The organism is Streptomyces sp. CA-111067 (assembly GCF_050956065.1).
In the GTDB taxonomy this organism is placed as follows: domain Bacteria; phylum Actinomycetota; class Actinomycetes; order Streptomycetales; family Streptomycetaceae; genus Actinacidiphila.
The window spans coordinates 4,581,065-4,596,530 of the sequence record NZ_CP192103.1; the positions used below are offsets into that span (position 1 = coordinate 4,581,065).

General features: G+C 70.7%; 16 protein-coding genes. 6 read left to right on the top strand and 10 right to left on the bottom strand.

Annotated elements, in window-relative coordinates:
- Positions 1-39: 39 nt before the first annotated feature.
- From ACQPW6_RS19965 to ACQPW6_RS19980, 4 genes are all read right to left on the bottom strand, one after another.
- Positions 40-1,254, bottom strand: coding sequence for an ABC transporter permease (locus ACQPW6_RS19965; protein WP_433891008.1), 1,215 nt, complete (start codon positions 1,252-1,254; stop codon positions 40-42).
- Entirely contained in the window at positions 1,251-2,246 is a 996-nt protein-coding gene (locus ACQPW6_RS19970) for an ABC transporter ATP-binding protein (RefSeq protein ID WP_433891009.1), read from the bottom strand. Before ACQPW6_RS19970 ends, ACQPW6_RS19965 begins: the two co-directional genes overlap by 4 nt.
- Positions 2,243-3,631 (bottom strand): efflux RND transporter periplasmic adaptor subunit, encoded by a 1,389-nt coding sequence (locus ACQPW6_RS19975; RefSeq protein WP_433891010.1) that lies wholly within the window; start codon positions 3,629-3,631, stop codon positions 2,243-2,245. Before ACQPW6_RS19975 ends, ACQPW6_RS19970 begins: the two co-directional genes overlap by 4 nt.
- Positions 3,632-3,846: 215 nt before the next feature.
- Positions 3,847-4,155: a hypothetical protein gene (locus ACQPW6_RS19980; RefSeq protein WP_433891011.1), complete on the bottom strand. Its 309-nt coding sequence runs from the start codon at positions 4,153-4,155 to the stop codon at positions 3,847-3,849.
- Here ACQPW6_RS19980 and ACQPW6_RS19985 point away from each other — a divergent pair.
- Both ACQPW6_RS19985 and ACQPW6_RS19990 read left to right on the top strand, forming a co-directional pair.
- Complete coding sequence (locus ACQPW6_RS19985) at positions 4,148-4,630, top strand: hypothetical protein (protein WP_433891012.1); 483 nt, start codon at positions 4,148-4,150, stop codon at positions 4,628-4,630. The genes ACQPW6_RS19980 and ACQPW6_RS19985 overlap by 8 nt on opposite strands.
- Before the next feature lie 67 nt (positions 4,631-4,697).
- On the top strand, positions 4,698-5,246 hold the full coding sequence (locus ACQPW6_RS19990) for a hypothetical protein (RefSeq protein WP_433891013.1): 549 nt from the start codon (positions 4,698-4,700) through the stop codon (positions 5,244-5,246).
- Positions 5,247-5,281: 35 nt separating this feature from the next.
- On the opposite strand, the gene ACQPW6_RS19995 is transcribed toward ACQPW6_RS19990, so the two are convergent.
- The 4 genes from ACQPW6_RS19995 to ACQPW6_RS20010 form a co-directional block, all read right to left on the bottom strand.
- Complete coding sequence (locus ACQPW6_RS19995) at positions 5,282-7,261, bottom strand: hypothetical protein (protein WP_433891014.1); 1,980 nt, start codon at positions 7,259-7,261, stop codon at positions 5,282-5,284.
- Positions 7,262-7,321: 60 nt separating this feature from the next.
- On the bottom strand, positions 7,322-7,639 hold the full coding sequence (locus ACQPW6_RS20000) for a hypothetical protein (RefSeq protein ID WP_433891015.1): 318 nt from the start codon (positions 7,637-7,639) through the stop codon (positions 7,322-7,324).
- Between the two features lie 103 nt (positions 7,640-7,742).
- Complete coding sequence (locus ACQPW6_RS20005; RefSeq protein WP_433891016.1) at positions 7,743-8,753, bottom strand: aldo/keto reductase; 1,011 nt, start codon at positions 8,751-8,753, stop codon at positions 7,743-7,745.
- 91 nt (positions 8,754-8,844) lie between these two features.
- Positions 8,845-9,246, bottom strand: a complete 402-nt coding sequence (locus ACQPW6_RS20010) for a nuclear transport factor 2 family protein (RefSeq protein ID WP_433891017.1) — start codon at positions 9,244-9,246, stop codon at positions 8,845-8,847.
- Between the two features lie 41 nt (positions 9,247-9,287).
- Here ACQPW6_RS20010 and ACQPW6_RS20015 point away from each other — a divergent pair, with 41 nt between their 5' ends.
- Positions 9,288-9,914: a TetR/AcrR family transcriptional regulator gene (locus ACQPW6_RS20015; RefSeq protein ID WP_433891018.1), complete on the top strand. Its 627-nt coding sequence runs from the start codon at positions 9,288-9,290 to the stop codon at positions 9,912-9,914.
- A 23-nt stretch (positions 9,915-9,937) separates the two neighbouring features.
- Here the strand turns inward: ACQPW6_RS20015 and ACQPW6_RS20020 are convergent, their stop codons facing one another.
- Positions 9,938-10,273, bottom strand: coding sequence for a hypothetical protein (locus ACQPW6_RS20020; protein WP_433891019.1), 336 nt, complete (start codon positions 10,271-10,273; stop codon positions 9,938-9,940).
- An 89-nt stretch (positions 10,274-10,362) separates the two neighbouring features.
- Positions 10,363-11,046, bottom strand: a complete 684-nt coding sequence (locus ACQPW6_RS20025) for a hypothetical protein (protein ID WP_433891020.1) — start codon at positions 11,044-11,046, stop codon at positions 10,363-10,365.
- 467 nt (positions 11,047-11,513) lie between these two features.
- Between ACQPW6_RS20025 and kdpF the strand changes: the two genes are divergently transcribed.
- Genes kdpF through kdpB form a run of 3 tightly spaced genes read left to right on the top strand, consistent with a single transcriptional unit; the run spans position 11,514 to position 15,432 of the window.
- The gene (gene kdpF / locus ACQPW6_RS20030; RefSeq protein WP_433891021.1) at positions 11,514-11,603 is read left to right on the top strand and encodes a K(+)-transporting ATPase subunit F; all 90 of its coding nucleotides are present in this window, start codon (positions 11,514-11,516) and stop codon (positions 11,601-11,603) included.
- Positions 11,603-13,267, top strand: a complete 1,665-nt coding sequence (gene kdpA, locus ACQPW6_RS20035; protein ID WP_433891022.1) for a potassium-transporting ATPase subunit KdpA — start codon at positions 11,603-11,605, stop codon at positions 13,265-13,267. The genes kdpF and kdpA overlap by 1 nt, the downstream gene beginning before the upstream one ends.
- A complete protein-coding gene (kdpB, locus tag ACQPW6_RS20040) occupies positions 13,267-15,432 on the top strand; it encodes a potassium-transporting ATPase subunit KdpB (RefSeq protein ID WP_433891023.1) in 2,166 nt (721 codons plus the stop codon). Before kdpA ends, kdpB begins: the two co-directional genes overlap by 1 nt.
- Positions 15,433-15,466: the final 34 nt, after the last annotated feature.

The following is a 15,466-nucleotide window of genomic DNA, read 5'->3' on the forward strand; positions in this document are numbered from 1 at the left end:
CCGGGGCTCACTCGCGTGGTGCCTCACTCGTGCCGTACCTCACTCGTGCCGCAGCGCCTCGATCGGCCGCAGGCTCGCCGCCCGGTTCGCCGGGTAGCTGCCGAAGAACAGCCCGATCGCCACCGCGATGCCGAACGCCCCCCACACCGACTCCGGGATGATCACCGGTTTGATGCCGACGATGGTGAAGCGCGAGCCGATCAGCCCGGCCAGTACCCCGAGCCCGCCGCCGACCAGCGACAACAGCGTCGACTCCGCGAGGAACTGCCCGAGTATCACGCCCTTGGGCGCGCCGATCGCCTTGCGGATGCCGATCTCGCGGGTCCGCTCGGTCACCGTGACCAGCATGATGTTGGTGATGCCGATCCCGCCGACCAGCAGCGAGATCGCCGCTACCGCGCCGAGCAGCACGGTGAACGTCTTGTTGGTGTCGGACTGCGTGCTCAGCAGCGACTCCTGGCTGCTGACCCTGAAGTCCAGCGAGTTGGCGTTCTTGATGCCGTGCTGCGCCATCAGCACGGTGGTGATCTCGTTCTGCGCGGGCGTGGTGGCGTGCGCCGACTTGGCCTCCACCAGGATCTGGCTGACCGGGCCGAAGCCGGTGAACGCGTTCTGCACGGTCGGCAGCGGCGCGACCACGGTGTCGTCCGGGTCCTGGAAGCCGGTGCCGCCCTTGGTCTCCAGCACGCCGACCACGGTGAACGGGGTGCCGCCGATGACGATCTTCTTGCCGACCGGGCTCACCGTGCCGAACAGGTCGGTGGCCGTGGTCGAGCCGATCACCGCCACCTTGCGGGAGTTGAGCACGTCGTCGGCGCTGAAGTAGTCGCCCTTGGCGACCTTGCTGTTGGACGTCTTGAAATACGCCGGGTAGGTGCCGACGACCTGGCCGACGGTGTGCGAGGTGCTGCCGTACAGCGCGGTCTGCGAGGTGGTCACCTCGGGCGCGACGGACTCGATGTCGGGCGCGCTGGTCGGGTCGGCGAGCGCGCGGGCGTCGTCCACGGTCAGCGGCTTGGTGCCGGTGCCCGACGAGGCGCCGCCGGTCGAACCGCCGCCTGAGGAGATGGTCAGCGAGTTGGTGCCGAGCTTCTCGATCGAGTCCTTGACGGACTGCGAGGAGCCGTTGCCGACCGCCAGCAGGATGATCACGGCGGCGACGCCGATCAGCACGCCGAGCATCGTCAGCCCGGAGCGGACCTTGTTCGCGGCGAGCCCGCCGACGGCGAAGCGCAGGGTCTCGAAGGGGTTCACAGGTGGGTGCCTCCGCCCGTCAGTCCGCCGCTGTTGCCGCCGGTCAGGGCGTGCGGCGAGTGCGCGGCGAAGACGCCGGGGTTGGCGAGGGCCGGCGGCGGGCCGTCGACGGGCGCCCGCCGCACGTCCTCCACGATCTGGCCGTCCACCAGCCGCAGTACCCGCTTGGCGTGCCGGGCCACCTCGTCCTCGTGGGTGATCAGGACGACGGTGCGGCCGGAGGCGTTCAACCGGTCGACGATGGCGAGGACTTCCTCGGTGCTGTGGCTGTCGAGGTTGCCGGTCGGCTCGTCGGCGAGCAGCATCGCCGGGGCGGTGACCAGCGCGCGGGCCACCGCGACCCGCTGCTGTTGGCCGCCGGACAGCTCGTTGGGACGGTGGTCCACCCGGTCGGCCAGGCCCACCAGGGAGAGCGCGGCGAGCGCCCGGCGGCGCCGCTCGGCGGACCGCACCCCGGCGTAGGCCAGGGGGAGTTCGACCTGCGCGAGGGCGGGGGTGCGCGGCACCAGGTTGAACGACTGGAAGACGAAGCCGATCTTGCGGTTGCGGACCAGCGAGAGCTGGTGCTCGTCCAGGCCGCCGACGTCGATGCCGTCCAGCAGGTAGCGGCCGGAGGTGGGGACGTCCAGGCAGCCGATGATGTTCATCAGGGTGGACTTGCCGGAGCCCGAACTGCCCATCACCGCGACCATGTCGCCCTGCTCGACCAGCAGGTCGACACCGGGGGACTCGCCGGTCGCCGGGTCGGCCGGGCCGCCGAGCGCGCGGACGGCGGCGTCGCCGATGCCGTACGTCTTCAGCAGGGACCGCACCTCGATGACGGGGGGCGGCCCCCAGGGGCTCTGCTCGGGGTCGTCTGCCAGGGGGTCCGCCGCGTCGTCGCTCCTGCGGTGCTGGCCGGGCCGGCTCAGGCGCGAACCGAGTTTCTGCCAGGGCCTGCTGCGCACCGAACGGCTTCCGGGAGCCGGCCCGGAACGGCTGTCCGGGCTCATCCGCGGCCACCTCCGCCGAACCCGCTGAAGCCGCCCGCTCCACCCGCGCCGCCGCGCAGACCGCCGGCCGTGCCGCCGCCGAGCCGGCCCGCGCCGCCGGGGAAGGCACCGCTCGGGAAGCCGCCGTTGCCGGACGAGGCGACCGTCGGGATCTGCACCTGCTGGCCTGCCTTGAGGCCGGTGGTGATCTGGTCGGTGCTGTCGCCCTCGACGCCGACGGTGACGTTGGTACGGGTGGTGGAGCCGTCGGCGTTGACCACCAGCACGGTGCGGTTGGCGCCGGTGCCCGACACGGCGGCGGTCGGCACGCTGAGCGCGTCCGACGCGGAGCCGGTGGTGACGGAGATGCTGGCGCTCAGACCGGTGCGCAGGCTGGAGGTGTCACTGGTGATGGACAGGGTGGCCGCGTACTGCACGGCGCTGCCGCTCGAACTCCCGGAGCCCGAGCCGGAACCGCTGCTGACCGGGAGCGAACTGATCGACAGCACCTTGGCGTTGAGCACGGTGCCGGACTCGGCGTTCAGCGTGACGGTCGCGGACTGGCCGGCCTTGATCTTCAGCGAGTCGGCCTCGGAGAAGTCGGCGGAGACCTGCATGCCGGAGGGGTTGGTCAGCACGACGAAGCCCGAAGGGGTGGAGCTGGAGGAGGAGCTGGAGCTGCTCGACCCGGTGCTGGAGCCGCTGCCCGAACCCGATCCGGCGCCTGAGCTGCTGCCGTTGCCGCCGGTGCCCGTCACCGTGTCGCCCTTGGCGGCGGAGACGGAGGCGACCGTGCCGGAGACGGCGGCCTTCAGTACGCAGCCGTCCACCGCGCGCTGGTCGGCGTCCACGGCGTTCTGCGCCTGGGCCAACTGGGCTTGCGCCTGGGCGAGTTGAGCGGGGTCGACGGTCGGGGTGGGCGAGGGGGTGGGGGTCGGGGTGACGGCGTCGCGGCCGTCGACGGAGCCGGAGCCTGAATTGGAGCCCGAGTTGCCGGTGGACGCGGGGAGTTCGCCGGCCTCCACCTTGGTCAGGTTGGCCTGGGCGGCGGTCAGCGACGCCTCGTCCTGCGTCAGCGTCTCCTTGGCCGACGTCGGGTCGACCTTCGCCAGCACCTGGCCCTTCTTGACCTTGTCACCGGGTTTCACGTCCACCTCGGTGAGCGTGCCGCCGGTGGTGAAGTCCAGGCCCGCGTCGCTGGGCGAGGCGAGCGTCCCGGAGCCGGACACGGTGGCGAGCACCGTTCCCGTGGACACCGTGGCCACCCGCGCGCTGCCGCTGCCGGACGAGCCGCTGCTGTCGCCGCTGTGCACCGCCGCGTAGGCACCGCCGGCGCCCGCGAGGACCACCACGCCGAGCACCGAGTTGATCAGGACGGCCCTGCGCCGCCGTGGGAGCACCTTCATGCCGCGCATCCTGGCCGGGTACGCCTTTGAAGCCCTGGGAGAACCCTGGGAGTTCGCTGGGAGCGGCGGGTCGCGTGCGGGGGCGTGAGCCGTCAGCGAACCCTGCCAAATAGGTAGAGAAGCGGTCATTGAGTGACCCCGGGCGGGGATATCCACCGGTCTGACTCCCCGCGAACTCACAGCCGGCCCCCTGGGAGTCCCTACCTCCGTGCGGTTCAGTCATGGGCCCGCCACCACCGGCGTGCGCGCGCCAGCCGCGAGCCCGCCCCTTCTGCCGCTTCTTCCGAGGAGACCACGGACATGACCAGGACCACTCTCCGGCCGACCACGCCGCGCGGCACCGCGCTGCGGGCCGGCGCGTCCGTCGCCGTCCTCGCATCCGGCGCGCTGCTGCTGCTGTCCGCGTGCGGTTCTAGCTCCGGCTCGTCCTCGGCGTCGAGCACGACGGGCGCGTCGGCCTCCACGTCGGCCTCGGCCTCGGGGAAGGCGGGCGGCTCGGGCGTCGACGCGCAGGCGATGAGCAAGTACCGCGACTGCCTGACCCAGCACGGCGTGACGCTCCCGTCCTTCTCGCCGGGCGCCGGCCGCCCGTCGGGAGCGCCGAGCGGACGTCCGTCAGGACGCCCCTCAGGCTCGGGCGGCGGCGGTGGCCGGGGCGGCTTCGGAGGCTACGGCGGCTTCGGCGGGGCGTCGGCCGACCCGAAGACGGCGGCGGCGATGAAGGCGTGCGACTCGCTGCGCCCCCAGTTCAACGGCCAGCGCGGTGGCGCAGGCGGCATGGACAGCACGGCACTCAAGGCGTTCACCAGCTGCCTGAAGGACCACGGCGTCACCCTCCCGACCCCGTCCCCCGGCGCCACCAACGCAAGGGGCGCCGGCGGCTTCGGCGGAATGCGCGGCCTCAACACGTCGGACCCGAAGACGGCCAAGGCGTACAACACGTGCAAGGCCCTCCTCCCCCAACGCCCCTCCGGCGCCCCGACCTCCACCCCGTCCTAGCCGCCACGCGCCCGCCCGAAAAGGCATACTCCCGCCCGGGTGTCCGGGTGCGTTAGTGTCCGGGCGCATGACGTCGATGCCTGTGTTACCCCGCCCGAGCCGCCGCCGCCCGGCGGCGCGGTCCCTGGTGTGCGCGGCCGCCACGGTGGCGCTCGCGCTGACGGCGTCGGCATGCAGCTCGTCGCCGTCCGGCCCGAAGGCGAAGGAGTCAGCGGCGAAGATGGCGGCGGACGCGCGCTGGCTGGCGCAGTATGCCCGGGGCTACTTCACCGCTACGACCGACTACAAGGTGACCCAGGACGCCACACAGGCGGTGTCCTGCGGGCACGGCAAGGAGCGCTACTCCTTCGCCGGGCACCAGACGTTCCGCATCGGACCTGTGCACACGTACCTGAACCACAGCACGGTGGCGACGGAGTCGTGGCTCATGCCCCGTGGATATGGCCTTGATTTCGACGTGGAGCCGGACAACGACTACTACACCCGCAACTCAGAGGTGTTGATCAACAAGAAGGCTCACATCCACCTGACAGTGACGGCGACCGCGTCAGGCGATCACCCCACCACCGAACTCTGGACCACCACCGGCCGGACGGATTGCCTGCGCACCGGCTGAGCCGCGCCATCTGACCGCACGGCTCAGCCAGGTCGTCAGCCCTCATCCACCTCGTGGGCGATGAGGTCGGCCGCGTTGTTGTTCAGCAGACTGCCGGCGATGGACTGCTTGTGCTGGAGCGCCTCCGGCCCGCCGCGTTGCTCGTTGACCCAGTCGTCGAAGTCGTCGAGCTTCTTGTCCTTGGCCAACTCCTCGTACGGTTTGAGCTTCCCGTCAGGGCCCCGGAGGTCATCGGGCAGCGGCGTGGTGACTTTCCAGCCGCCGTCCAGCAGCGTGGAGGTCATCGTGTAGCGGGTCTGCATGAGCATCTCGTAGTTCTTGTCCTCGACCCCTTCAGTGCGCTCCACGCCTGAATCGACGTACGCCGAGCCGCCGAACTCCTTGACCGTGAACATGCCAGCCCGCCAGCCCTGCCTGAGGGCGAAGTTCAACTCCGGCTCGCCGGCCAGCTCGCCGCCGAGGATGAGCAACCGCTTCTGATTCTCGCGGGTGGCCTCGTCCATGGCGTCCTTGTCGCCGCGCACCTTGATCTCTGCCTCGTACTGCATCCGTTGCACGGTTCCAAAGCCTTGGGCGGCATCTTCGTAGTGCTGCGGGTCCTGTTTGCCGGCTCGTACGGCCGCGTTGTCCACCTGGGCGCACTTGATGAGCACGGTGTGCTGGAGGCTCCCCATGACCTCGTCGTAGGGCGCGGTGGAGGAGTCGTCGCCGGCAAAGGTCTCCAGGAAGCTGTAGGTGTCCTCGGGACTGAGCACGAAAGACGGGGTCACGCCCGGGATGTCGGTGTAGTCAGTCGGGACGCCGAGCGTGGACTGCTTGATGTTGGAGTTGAGCCCGTTGCCGCCCGAGAACAACTCGTTCGGGTAGGACGCCGCCAGCCGCCCCAGGTCCATCTTGGACGTGCCGTCGTAGGACGCGTTGATCTCGTTCCTGTTGCGGCCGGCCGCGATCATCGCGGCCATGGCGAACGCGTTCTGGTAGTCGTCGTGGCTCTCGGGGTCCACGTGCCAGTCGCCCGCGGAGTCCGTGTGGCCCTTCACTCCCGCCCCGGCGTTGACCGCCCGGGTCAGGCCGTCCTGCGCGTCCGGGTCCGCCTTCGCGTACTGGAAGAGGGTGTCCAGGTTGGTCTGGAGGTCGGGGTGCTTCGGGTCGCCCATCTGGGAGAACGCGGTGTAGGCCGCGGTGCCGTCGTGGTCCAGGTCGGAGAGGGCCAACGCCACCGTGTCCTGCGGCAGTCCGAGCGCGATGCTGTCGGTGAGGCTGCCGCTGAAGTCCTGGTCCTTGTCCTTGGCCACCTGGTCGAGGACGGACGCGCGGGTGGCGGACGCCAGGAACTTCGTGTCGAAGTCGCCGAAGTGCATCATCGCCGCCCGGTTCCAGCCGGCCTGGTACTCCGTCTTGGGGACCGGCGTGGTGTAGAGCTTCTTCACCTGGTCGAAGCCGGGGTCAGGGTACGGGTCGCGGGTGGCGCTGCCGAGCGCCTTGCTGTAGATCACCAGGTCGTCCGCGGCGGTCTTGCTGCCCGTCGCCGGTAACAGGCTGGGCAGGTCCTGCGCGCGGGTTCTGGGGTCGAGCGACCCGTAGAAGGCCGCGCAGAACTCGGGATCGTCCTTGTGGGCGGCCAGGTCGAGGGCGATGGTGTGGAACTGGTCGCCTGCGTCGCCGTCCAGCCGGGTGATCGAACTCATCTGTGTGGCGAGCTGCTTGGCCTCTTTCCGCGCCTCCGTGGTGCTGATCACCGGCTCCGGCACCTGCACCACGTGCTTGAAGTCGCCGCCTCGCTCCAGGCCCATCGCCAGGGAGTAGCGGCGCTTGAGGCCGGGTAGTTGGTCGTCCATCCACAGCGCGACGCTGCTGAGGCCGCTGAGCGGCTGGGTGTCGAGACCGTACTCACTGAAGCGGTAGAAGTACGAGTTGTAGGCGCCGTGCAAGGTCTCCTTGTCGGTGCTGAACGACGCCATCATGGTGTGTAACGCGAGCGGGTCTATCCCCGAGAAGTCGTTTTTTCCAGGCATGACTTGCTCCCCCATCGGCGGTCTTCGGCGGCGTGGGTGCCTCCGCGGCACCGACGTTGGTCAGGCGTTGTAGTAGTGCTGCTGGTTCCACTGCCTGGCCTGGTCCGCCGTGACTTCGGCCGGTGTCCTGGCGATCTCCGCGTCGATGATGGGCAGCAGCTTGTCGACCAGGGACGTCACCCTGGACCGCTGGTGGTTGACGGTCTGCTCCCAGCCGAAGGCCGCTCTGCCGGTCCACACCTTCTGGCCGCCCATGTCGGCGGCGGTGGTCTTCAGTGCCGCGCGGAACGTCTCGGTCGCGGCGGCGAGATCGGAGCGTAACTGCCTGAGCGCGGCCAGGTGCGGATTGGCCACTTTCTGGGTCGTCGGGTCGCCCATGGTTCCCCCCTTGTTCGGTCCCTTCGACACCGTAGCGACTGAGAGCGAACGCGCAACCACGCCTCGTGCGGGCCTGGCGGGCGGGCGGGGGGAACCGGGGGGTCTACCAGGCGAAGGACTCCGGGGACGGGCCGGGGCTTGGGAAGATGGCGTCCAGGGACGTCAACAGGTCTGCGGTCAGGGTGAGTTCTACGGCGTTCAGGGCCGAGGTCAGGTGGGCGGGGGTGCGGGGGCCGATGATCGGGCCGGTCACTCCGGGGCGGGTGAGGAGCCAGGCCAGGGCCACTTCGCCGGGTTCCAGGGCGTGCTTGGCGAGCAGGTCCTCGTAACGCTGGACCTTCGACCGGACCACCGGGTCGGCGAGGCCGGCCGCCGAGCGGCCGGCCTTCGTGCGGGTGCCGGTGCCCTCGCGTTCCTTGCGGAGTGCGCCGCCCAGCAGGCCCTGGTGCAGGGGGGACCACGGGATGATGCCGAGGCCGTACGCCTGAGCCGCCGGGATGACGTCCATCTCGGCGCGCCGCTCGGCCAGGTTGTACAGGCACTGCTCCGAGGTCAGCCCGAGTGAACTGCGGCGCGCCGCCGCCTCGTTGGCCTGGGCGATGTGCCAGCCGGCGAAGTTGCTGGAACCGGCGTAGAGGATCTTGCCCTGGGCGACCAGGACGTCCATCGCCTGCCAGATCTCCTCCCACGGAGTGGCCCGGTCGATGTGGTGGAACTGGTAGACGTCGATGTGGTCGGTGCGCAGCCTGCGCAGGCTGGCCTCCACCTCGCGGCGGATGTTCAGCGCGCTGAGCCGGTGGTGGTTGGGCCAGGACTCCTGGTGCCACGGCGTGCCGTCGTTGGTCATGTTGCCGTAGAGCTTGGTGGCGAGCACGACCTTGTCCCGGCGGCCCGCGCCGCCCGCGAACCAGCTGCCGATCAGCTCCTCGGTGAGGCCCTTGTGGTCGTCCTCGCCGTAGATGTTGGCGGTGTCGAAGAAGTTGATGCCCGCGTCCAGCGCCGAGTCCATGATGGCGTGGCTGCCGGTCTCGCCGGTCTCGGCGCCGAAGTTCATGGTGCCGAGCACGAGCCGGCTGACCTTCAGTCCGGTGCGTCCGAGCTGCGTGTATCTCATGCGACGACAGCAAACACCTTGGAGTGCGCTCGATGGCAAGCGTCCCGGAGCGCGCGCCGCGCCAGCCGGTCCGGTCCGGTCCGGTCCGGCCCTACGCGGGCGGCACGTCCCGGGTGAGCTGGTGCACTCGGCGCATCCGGCCGTCGGCGGCGAGCTCGGCGATCAGCTGGACGTCGATGACGGCCGGGCCGGCTTTGCGCATCCGGGAGTGGATCGTGTAGCGGGCGGCGATGCGGGGGCCGTCGGCGAGGGCCTCGTGCACCTCGAAACGGCAGTCGAGGAGGTTGCGGCGGAGCGGGCCGAGGTGGCTGGTGATCCGCTCGCGGTCGAAGCTGACGCCGTCGCTGATCTGGCGGAGGTCGGGGGTGTAGTAGCGGTCGACGACGTCGGCGGGGGGTTCGTCGCCGAGGGCGGCCTCGGTGAAGGAGGTGAAGAATTCGGCGATGAACGCTTCGGGGGTGGCGGCGCCACGGCAGGCCCATATCTCTGACATGACTGTAAGATATGGCGCAGGAGTAAATTTGACAAGGGTGTATGAGTTTGGCTGAGCGGGGTTCGATGGAGGACGGGGCGGCGGGCGCGGGGGACGGCTCCGCGGCGCCCAGGCGGCGGCGGGCCGACGCCGAGCGGAGCAGGGGCGCGGTGCTGGACGCGGCGGTGCGGTGCTTCGCGGAGCGGCCGGACGCGGGGCTGGCGGCGGTCGCGGAGGCGGCCGGGGTCACCCGGCAGACGGTCTACGCGCACTTCGCCTCGCGGGAGGCGCTGGTCGCGGCGGTGGCGGACCGCCTCACCGCCGAGGCGACCGGGGCGATGGACGCGGCGGGGCTCGACCAGGGCTCCGCGCCGGCGGCGCTGCTGCGGCTGATCGACATCGGGTGGCGGCTGGCCGCCCACTACCCCGTGCTCAGCCAGGTGACGGCGGGGGAGCTGCCCGGCGACACCGGGCGCCACGAGTCCGTCAGCGTCCGGCTGGTCCGGCTCGTGCGGCGGGGGCAGCGGGACGGCGACTTCGACCCGGCGCTCGACCCCGTCTGGGCCGCGGCCGCGGTGATCGCCCTGTCCCACACGGCGTCCACTGAGGCGGCGGCGGGCCGCATGTCCTCGCCCGACGCCCGCGCCTCCCTCTCGACGGCGGTCCTCCGGGTTCTCGGCGCGCTCTGACGGCCCCGGCCGGGCGGGCGCGGCTAGAGCGGGTCCGGGGGAAGGGCGCGGTCCAGCTGGGTGGCCAGGGCGACGCGTTGGCCGGGCGTGAGGTCGCCGGCCGCGACCGTGGAGGGGATGTGGGCCAGGGCCAGCAGGTCGTGGGTGTCGTAGGCGCCGACGCCGGGGAGCGCCCGGACCAGGGCGGAGACGGTCAGCCCGGCCGCGTCGGGATCACCGGCGGCGGCCCGCCTCAGTACCCGGTAGAGGCCGATCGGCCCCTCCACGGCCACCTCGCTCAAGACGAGCGCCCGCCGGTGCCCGTCCTCCAGGACGGCGGGGTCCACACTTCTGCGGTGCTCCGAACCAGTGGTGGACATGCCCACACCTCGTTCCGTTTTGCGGTGGTTCACACCCTCCACGGTCGAGCGTACGCCCGCCGCCCCGCCGCGCAAACGCGCTGCCCGGGTCAGCCCAGCCCGGCCGGGTGCAGGGTCCCGCAGAGCGCCGGGTCGGTGGCCTCGGCCGGCAGCGACGGGTCCAGCTCGCTCGCGCCGAGCACGCCGTCGTACGTCCCGTTGTGGTTGTAGTCGATGCCGTGCACGACGACCACGGCCTTGCCGGCCTTGACGTTCGCGACCGTGTCGGCGGACAGGTGCAGCAGCCGCTGGTAGTGGAACGTCCCGTGCGCCGGGAAGCGGTCCACCGCGAGCCCGCTGGCCGGGCTGCTGTCGCCGCTGGTGGTGAGCGAGGTGCCGATCATGCCGTAGTTCGCCATCGCGTCGGCCACGTTGATCGTCTTGTGGCCGTTGTGGTCGCGGGCCGCGGCGGCGGTCGGGCAGGTGCCGGCGCCGTCGATGTGGATGTGCATGGCGTGCGGCACGCCGTCGAGCAGGCCGGTCGCGTCCACGGTGACCAGCGCGGTGTCGCCGACGACGCTGACCGAGGCGTGCCCGATCGCGCGGACGTGGTTGGTCGGCACCGGCAGCAGCGTGCCGCCCGCCTGAGCGGCACCGAAGGCACCGAAGGCACCGAAGGCACCGAAGGAGGGGCCTGAGCCCGAGGGTGCCACGGCGGTTGCGGCGCCTGCGGCCAGAGCCAGGGATGCGGTGGCGGCGGCAGCGATCGCGCCGGCGCGCTTGATGGTGAGCATGGGTACGGCGGTCCTTCCGGTCGGTGGTGCGGTGTCGGTACGGGCTCGCGCCGTGTCGCGGCGCGGGTCGGTACGGGCCCGCGCCGTGTCGCGGCGCGGGTCGGGGCTGCCGGGCGGAATCCCGACCCCTGCCATCGACCGTGCACGCTGCGTGACCACCCCGCAGCACGGGTTGCTCCAGTCGGTCCACAGCGCCGCCCCCGAAGCGGCCGTCAAGGCCCCGTCAAGGCCGCCACCTGCGACGACAGGGACCCGTTAACGCCCGCGACGCGACCCCGCCCCCGGGGTTTCAGTGGATTCGGTGAGTCCCGGCGCCTCCCCGCGCCGGGCCCGCCCAAGAAGCCCTGAACCCACAGAGCCATCGCGTCGATCCAAGGATTCCCGCCCATGTCCGATGTCGTATTCATCGCCGTGACCATCGCGGTGTTCGCCGTTCTCGCCCTCGTGGCCAAGGGGGTCGAGCGGCTGTGAGCGTGGACAACGTCGTCGGCCTCATCGTGGCCTGCTGTCTGCTCGGCTATCTCGCGCTGGCCCTGATCTTCCCGGAGAAGTTCTAGTGAACGACACTCTCGCGGGCTGGCTCCAGATCCTCGCCCTGCTGGCGGTCCTGGCGCTGTCGTACCGCCCGCTGGGCGACTACATCGCCCACGTCCTCACCACCAAGAAGCACCTGAGGGTCGAGCGCGGCATCTACAAGCTCGGCGGCATCGACGGCGAGGCGGACCAGAAGTGGTCGGCCTACCTGCGCAGCGTGCTGGCGTTCTCGGTGATCAGCGTGCTGTTCCTGTACGGCTTCCAGCGGCTGCAGAACCACCTGATGCTGTCGCTGGGCTTCGCACCGGTCAAGCCCGACCAGGCATTCAACACCGCGGCCTCCTTCGTCACCAACACCAACTGGCAGTCCTACAGCGGCGAAGTGACCATGGGCCACCTGGTCCAGATGGCCGGCCTCGCCGTGCAGAACTTCGTCTCCGCGGCCGTCGGCATCGCCGTGGTCGCCGCGCTGATCCGCGGCTTCACCCGCAACAGGACCGAGCGGGTCGGCAACTTCTGGGTGGACCTCACCCGGATCACCGTCCGGCTGCTGCTGCCGATCGCGTTCGTCTTCGCGATCGTGCTGGTGGCGTGCGGCGCGATCCAGAACTTCCACGGCGTCCACGAGATCGGCACCCTGCTCGGCGACAAGCAGTCGCTGACCGGCGGTCCGGTCGCGTCCCAGGAAGTGATCAAGGAGCTCGGCACCAACGGCGGCGGCTTCTACAACGCCAACTCCGCCCACCCGTTCGAGAATCCGACCGGGCTGAGCAACATCATCGAGATCTACCTGCTGCTGGTGATCTCCGTCTGCCTGCCCCGCACGTTCGGCAGGATGGTCGGCGACCACCGGCAGGGCTACGCGATCCTGTCGGTGATGGCGGTCATCTGGGCCGCGTCGGTGGCGATCATCACCGTCAACGAGCTGCACAGCGTGAGCAGTTCGGCCGGCCACGCGGCCGGCGGCATGCTGGAGGGCAAGGAACAGCGGTTCGGCGTCTGGGCGTCGGCGCTCTTCGCCACGTCCACCACGCTGACCTCCACCGGAGCCGTCGACTCCTTCCACGACTCGTTCTCGCCCGGTGGCGGCGGGATGACGATCTTCAACATGATGCTCGGCGAGATCGCGCCCGGTGGTACAGGCTCCGGCCTGTACGGGATCCTGATCCTGGCGGTCATCGCGGTGTTCGTGGCCGGTCTGATGGTCGGGCGCACCCCTGAGTACCTGGGCAAGAAGCTCGGCGCCCGGGAGATGAAGTTCGCCTCGCTGTACATCCTGACCACTCCCGCGGTGGTGCTGATCGGCACCGGCACGGCGATGTCGCTCAAGGGCGAGCGGGCCTCGATGCTCAACTCCGGCCCGCACGGCTTCTCCGAGGTGCTCTACGCGTTCGCCTCGGCGGCCAACAACAACGGTTCGGCGTTCGCCGGCATCGGGGTCAACACCCACTGGTACAACACCGCGCTCGGCCTCGCGATGCTCTTCGGCCGCTTCCTGCCGATGATCTTCGTTCTGGCGCTGGCCGGTTCGCTGGCCAGGCAGCAGCCGGTCCCGGTCACCGCCGGCACGCTGCCCACCCACCGTCCGCAGTTCGTCGGCCTGCTCACCGCGGTGATCGTCGTCGTGGTCGGCCTCACCTACTTCCCCGCACTCTCGCTGGGCCCGCTCGCGGAAGGTCTGCACTGATGTCCCTGACCACTGACCGGCCACCGGTCCCCTCCGGCGGCTCCGGCGGCCCTGGCGGCAAGGCCGTTCCCGACGGCGGGCAGCACCGGATCTCCGGCGGCCTGCTCGACCCGAAGATGCTGCTCGTGTCGTTCCCCGACGCGGTGCGCAAGCTCAACCCCCGTGTGCTGGGCCGCAATCCGGTGATGTTCGTCGTCGGGGTCGGCGCGCTGCTGACCACGGTGTCCGCGATCAAGGACCCCGGGGTCTTCGCCTGGGTGATCACGGTCTGGCTGTGGCTGACGGTGATCTTCGCCAACCTGGCGGAGGCGGTCGCCGAGGGCCGCGGCAAGGCGCAGGCCGAGACGCTGCGCAGGACCAGGACCGAGACGGTCGCCCGCCGGCTGACCGGCTGGCGGCACGGCGCCCCGGTGGCCGGCGCCGCCGAGGAGCCGGCGCCGGCGGCCGAACTGCGGCTCGGCGACCACGTGGTGGTCGAGGCCGGCCAGATCATCCCCGGTGACGGCGATGTGGTGGACGGCATCGCCTCGGTGGACGAGTCGGCGATCACCGGCGAGTCCGCGCCCGTCATCCGCGAGTCCGGCGGCGACCGCAGCGCGGTCACCGGCGGCACCCGGGTGCTGTCCGACCGGATCGTCGTGCGGATCACCTCCAAGCCCGGCGAGACGTTCATCGACCGGATGATCGCCCTGGTCGAGGGCGCCGCCCGGCAGAAGACGCCGAACGAGATCGCGCTGAACATCCTGCTGGCCTCGTTGACCGTCGTCTTCCTGCTGGCCGTCGTCACCCTCCAGCCGCTGGCGGTCTACGCGGGCGCCGAGCAGTCCCTCGTGGTGCTCACCGCGCTGGTGGTGGCGCTGATCCCGACCACGATCGGCGCGCTGCTGTCCGCGATCGGCATCGCCGGCATGGACCGGCTGGTGCAGCGCAACGTCCTGGCGATGTCGGGACGGGCCGTCGAGGCGGCCGGCGACGTCAACACGCTGCTGCTCGACAAGACCGGCACCATCACGCTGGGCAACCGGCAGGCCGCCGAGTTCCTGCCGGTGGACAAGGTCTCGCTCGAAGTCCTCGCCGACGCCGCCCAGTTGTCGTCGCTGTCCGACGAGACGCCTGAGGGCCGCTCCATCGTGGTGCTGGCCAAGGAGCGCTACGGGCTGCGCGGCCGGGCCCAAGGGGAGCTGGGCAACGCGGAGTTCGTGCCGTTCACCGCGCAGACCCGGATGAGCGGGGTGGACCTGGTGACGGACGGCGGCCGGCGGTTCCTGCGCAAGGGCGCCGCCACCGCCGTCATGCACTGGATCAGGCAGAACGGCGGCCACCCCACCGAGGGCGTCGGCCCGCTGGTGGACACCATCGCCGCCTCGGGCGGCACCCCGCTGGTGGTCGGCGAGGTCGTCCGGCGCGGCGAGACGGTCACCGCCGAGGTGCTCGGCGTGATCAACCTCAAGGACGTCGTCAAGGAGGGCATCCGCGAACGGTTCGACGAGCTGCGCGCGATGGGCATCCGCACCGTGATGATCACCGGCGACAACCCGGTGACGGCCCGGGCCATCGCGGAGGAGGCGGGCGTGGACGACTTCCTCGCCGAGGCCACCCCCGAGGACAAGATGGCGCTGATCAAGCGGGAGCAGGCCGGCGGCAAGCTGGTCGCGATGACCGGCGACGGCACCAACGACGCACCCGCGCTGGCCCAGGCCGACGTCGGCGTGGCCATGAACACCGGCACCTCGGCCGCCAAGGAGGCCGGGAACATGGTGGACCTGGACTCCAACCCCACCAAGCTGATCGAGATCGTCGAGATCGGCAAGCAACTGCTCATCACCCGGGGCGCGTTGACGACCTTCTCGATCGCCAACGACGTGGCGAAGTACTTCGCGATCATCCCGGCGATGTTCGCCGGCGTGTACCCGGGCCTGGACAAGCTCAACATCATGAAGCTGCACAGCCCGACGTCGGCGATCTCGTCCGCGATCATCTTCAACGCGCTGATCATCGTCGCGCTGATCCCGCTCGCGCTGCGCGGAGTGCGCTACCGGCCGTCGTCGGCGTCCCAACTGCTCAACCGCAACATCTGGGTGTACGGCCTCGGCGGCCTGGTGCTGCCGTTCCTCTGCATCAAACTCATCGACCTCGTCATCCAGTTCATCCCGGGACTGCGCTGACCGCGGACCGACCGTCTACAGAAAGAAGGTGTAC

Bases quoted from the DNA above. Each gene is read 5' to 3' on its own strand.
- ACQPW6_RS20025 (WP_433891020.1), bottom strand. From the start codon at position 11,046: ATGCTCACCATCAAGCGCGCCGGCGCGATCGCTGCCGCCGCCACCGCA.
- ACQPW6_RS19990 (WP_433891013.1), top strand. From the start codon at position 4,698: ATGACGTCGATGCCTGTGTTACCCCGCCCGAGCCGCCGCCGCCCGGCG.
- ACQPW6_RS19985 (WP_433891012.1), top strand. From the start codon at position 4,148: ATGAGCAAGTACCGCGACTGCCTGACCCAGCACGGCGTGACGCTCCCG.
- ACQPW6_RS19975 (WP_433891010.1), bottom strand. From the start codon at position 3,631: ATGAAGGTGCTCCCACGGCGGCGCAGGGCCGTCCTGATCAACTCGGTG.
- ACQPW6_RS20010 (WP_433891017.1), bottom strand. From the start codon at position 9,246: ATGTCAGAGATATGGGCCTGCCGTGGCGCCGCCACCCCCGAAGCGTTC.
- ACQPW6_RS20000 (WP_433891015.1), bottom strand. From the start codon at position 7,639: ATGGGCGACCCGACGACCCAGAAAGTGGCCAATCCGCACCTGGCCGCG.
- ACQPW6_RS20015 (WP_433891018.1), top strand. From the start codon at position 9,288: ATGAGTTTGGCTGAGCGGGGTTCGATGGAGGACGGGGCGGCGGGCGCG.
- ACQPW6_RS20005 (WP_433891016.1), bottom strand. From the start codon at position 8,753: ATGAGATACACGCAGCTCGGACGCACCGGACTGAAGGTCAGCCGGCTC.
- kdpB (WP_433891023.1), top strand. From the start codon at position 13,267: ATGTCCCTGACCACTGACCGGCCACCGGTCCCCTCCGGCGGCTCCGGC.
- ACQPW6_RS19970 (WP_433891009.1), bottom strand. From the start codon at position 2,246: ATGAGCCCGGACAGCCGTTCCGGGCCGGCTCCCGGAAGCCGTTCGGTG.
- ACQPW6_RS20020 (WP_433891019.1), bottom strand. From the start codon at position 10,273: ATGTCCACCACTGGTTCGGAGCACCGCAGAAGTGTGGACCCCGCCGTC.
- ACQPW6_RS19995 (WP_433891014.1), bottom strand. From the start codon at position 7,261: ATGCCTGGAAAAAACGACTTCTCGGGGATAGACCCGCTCGCGTTACAC.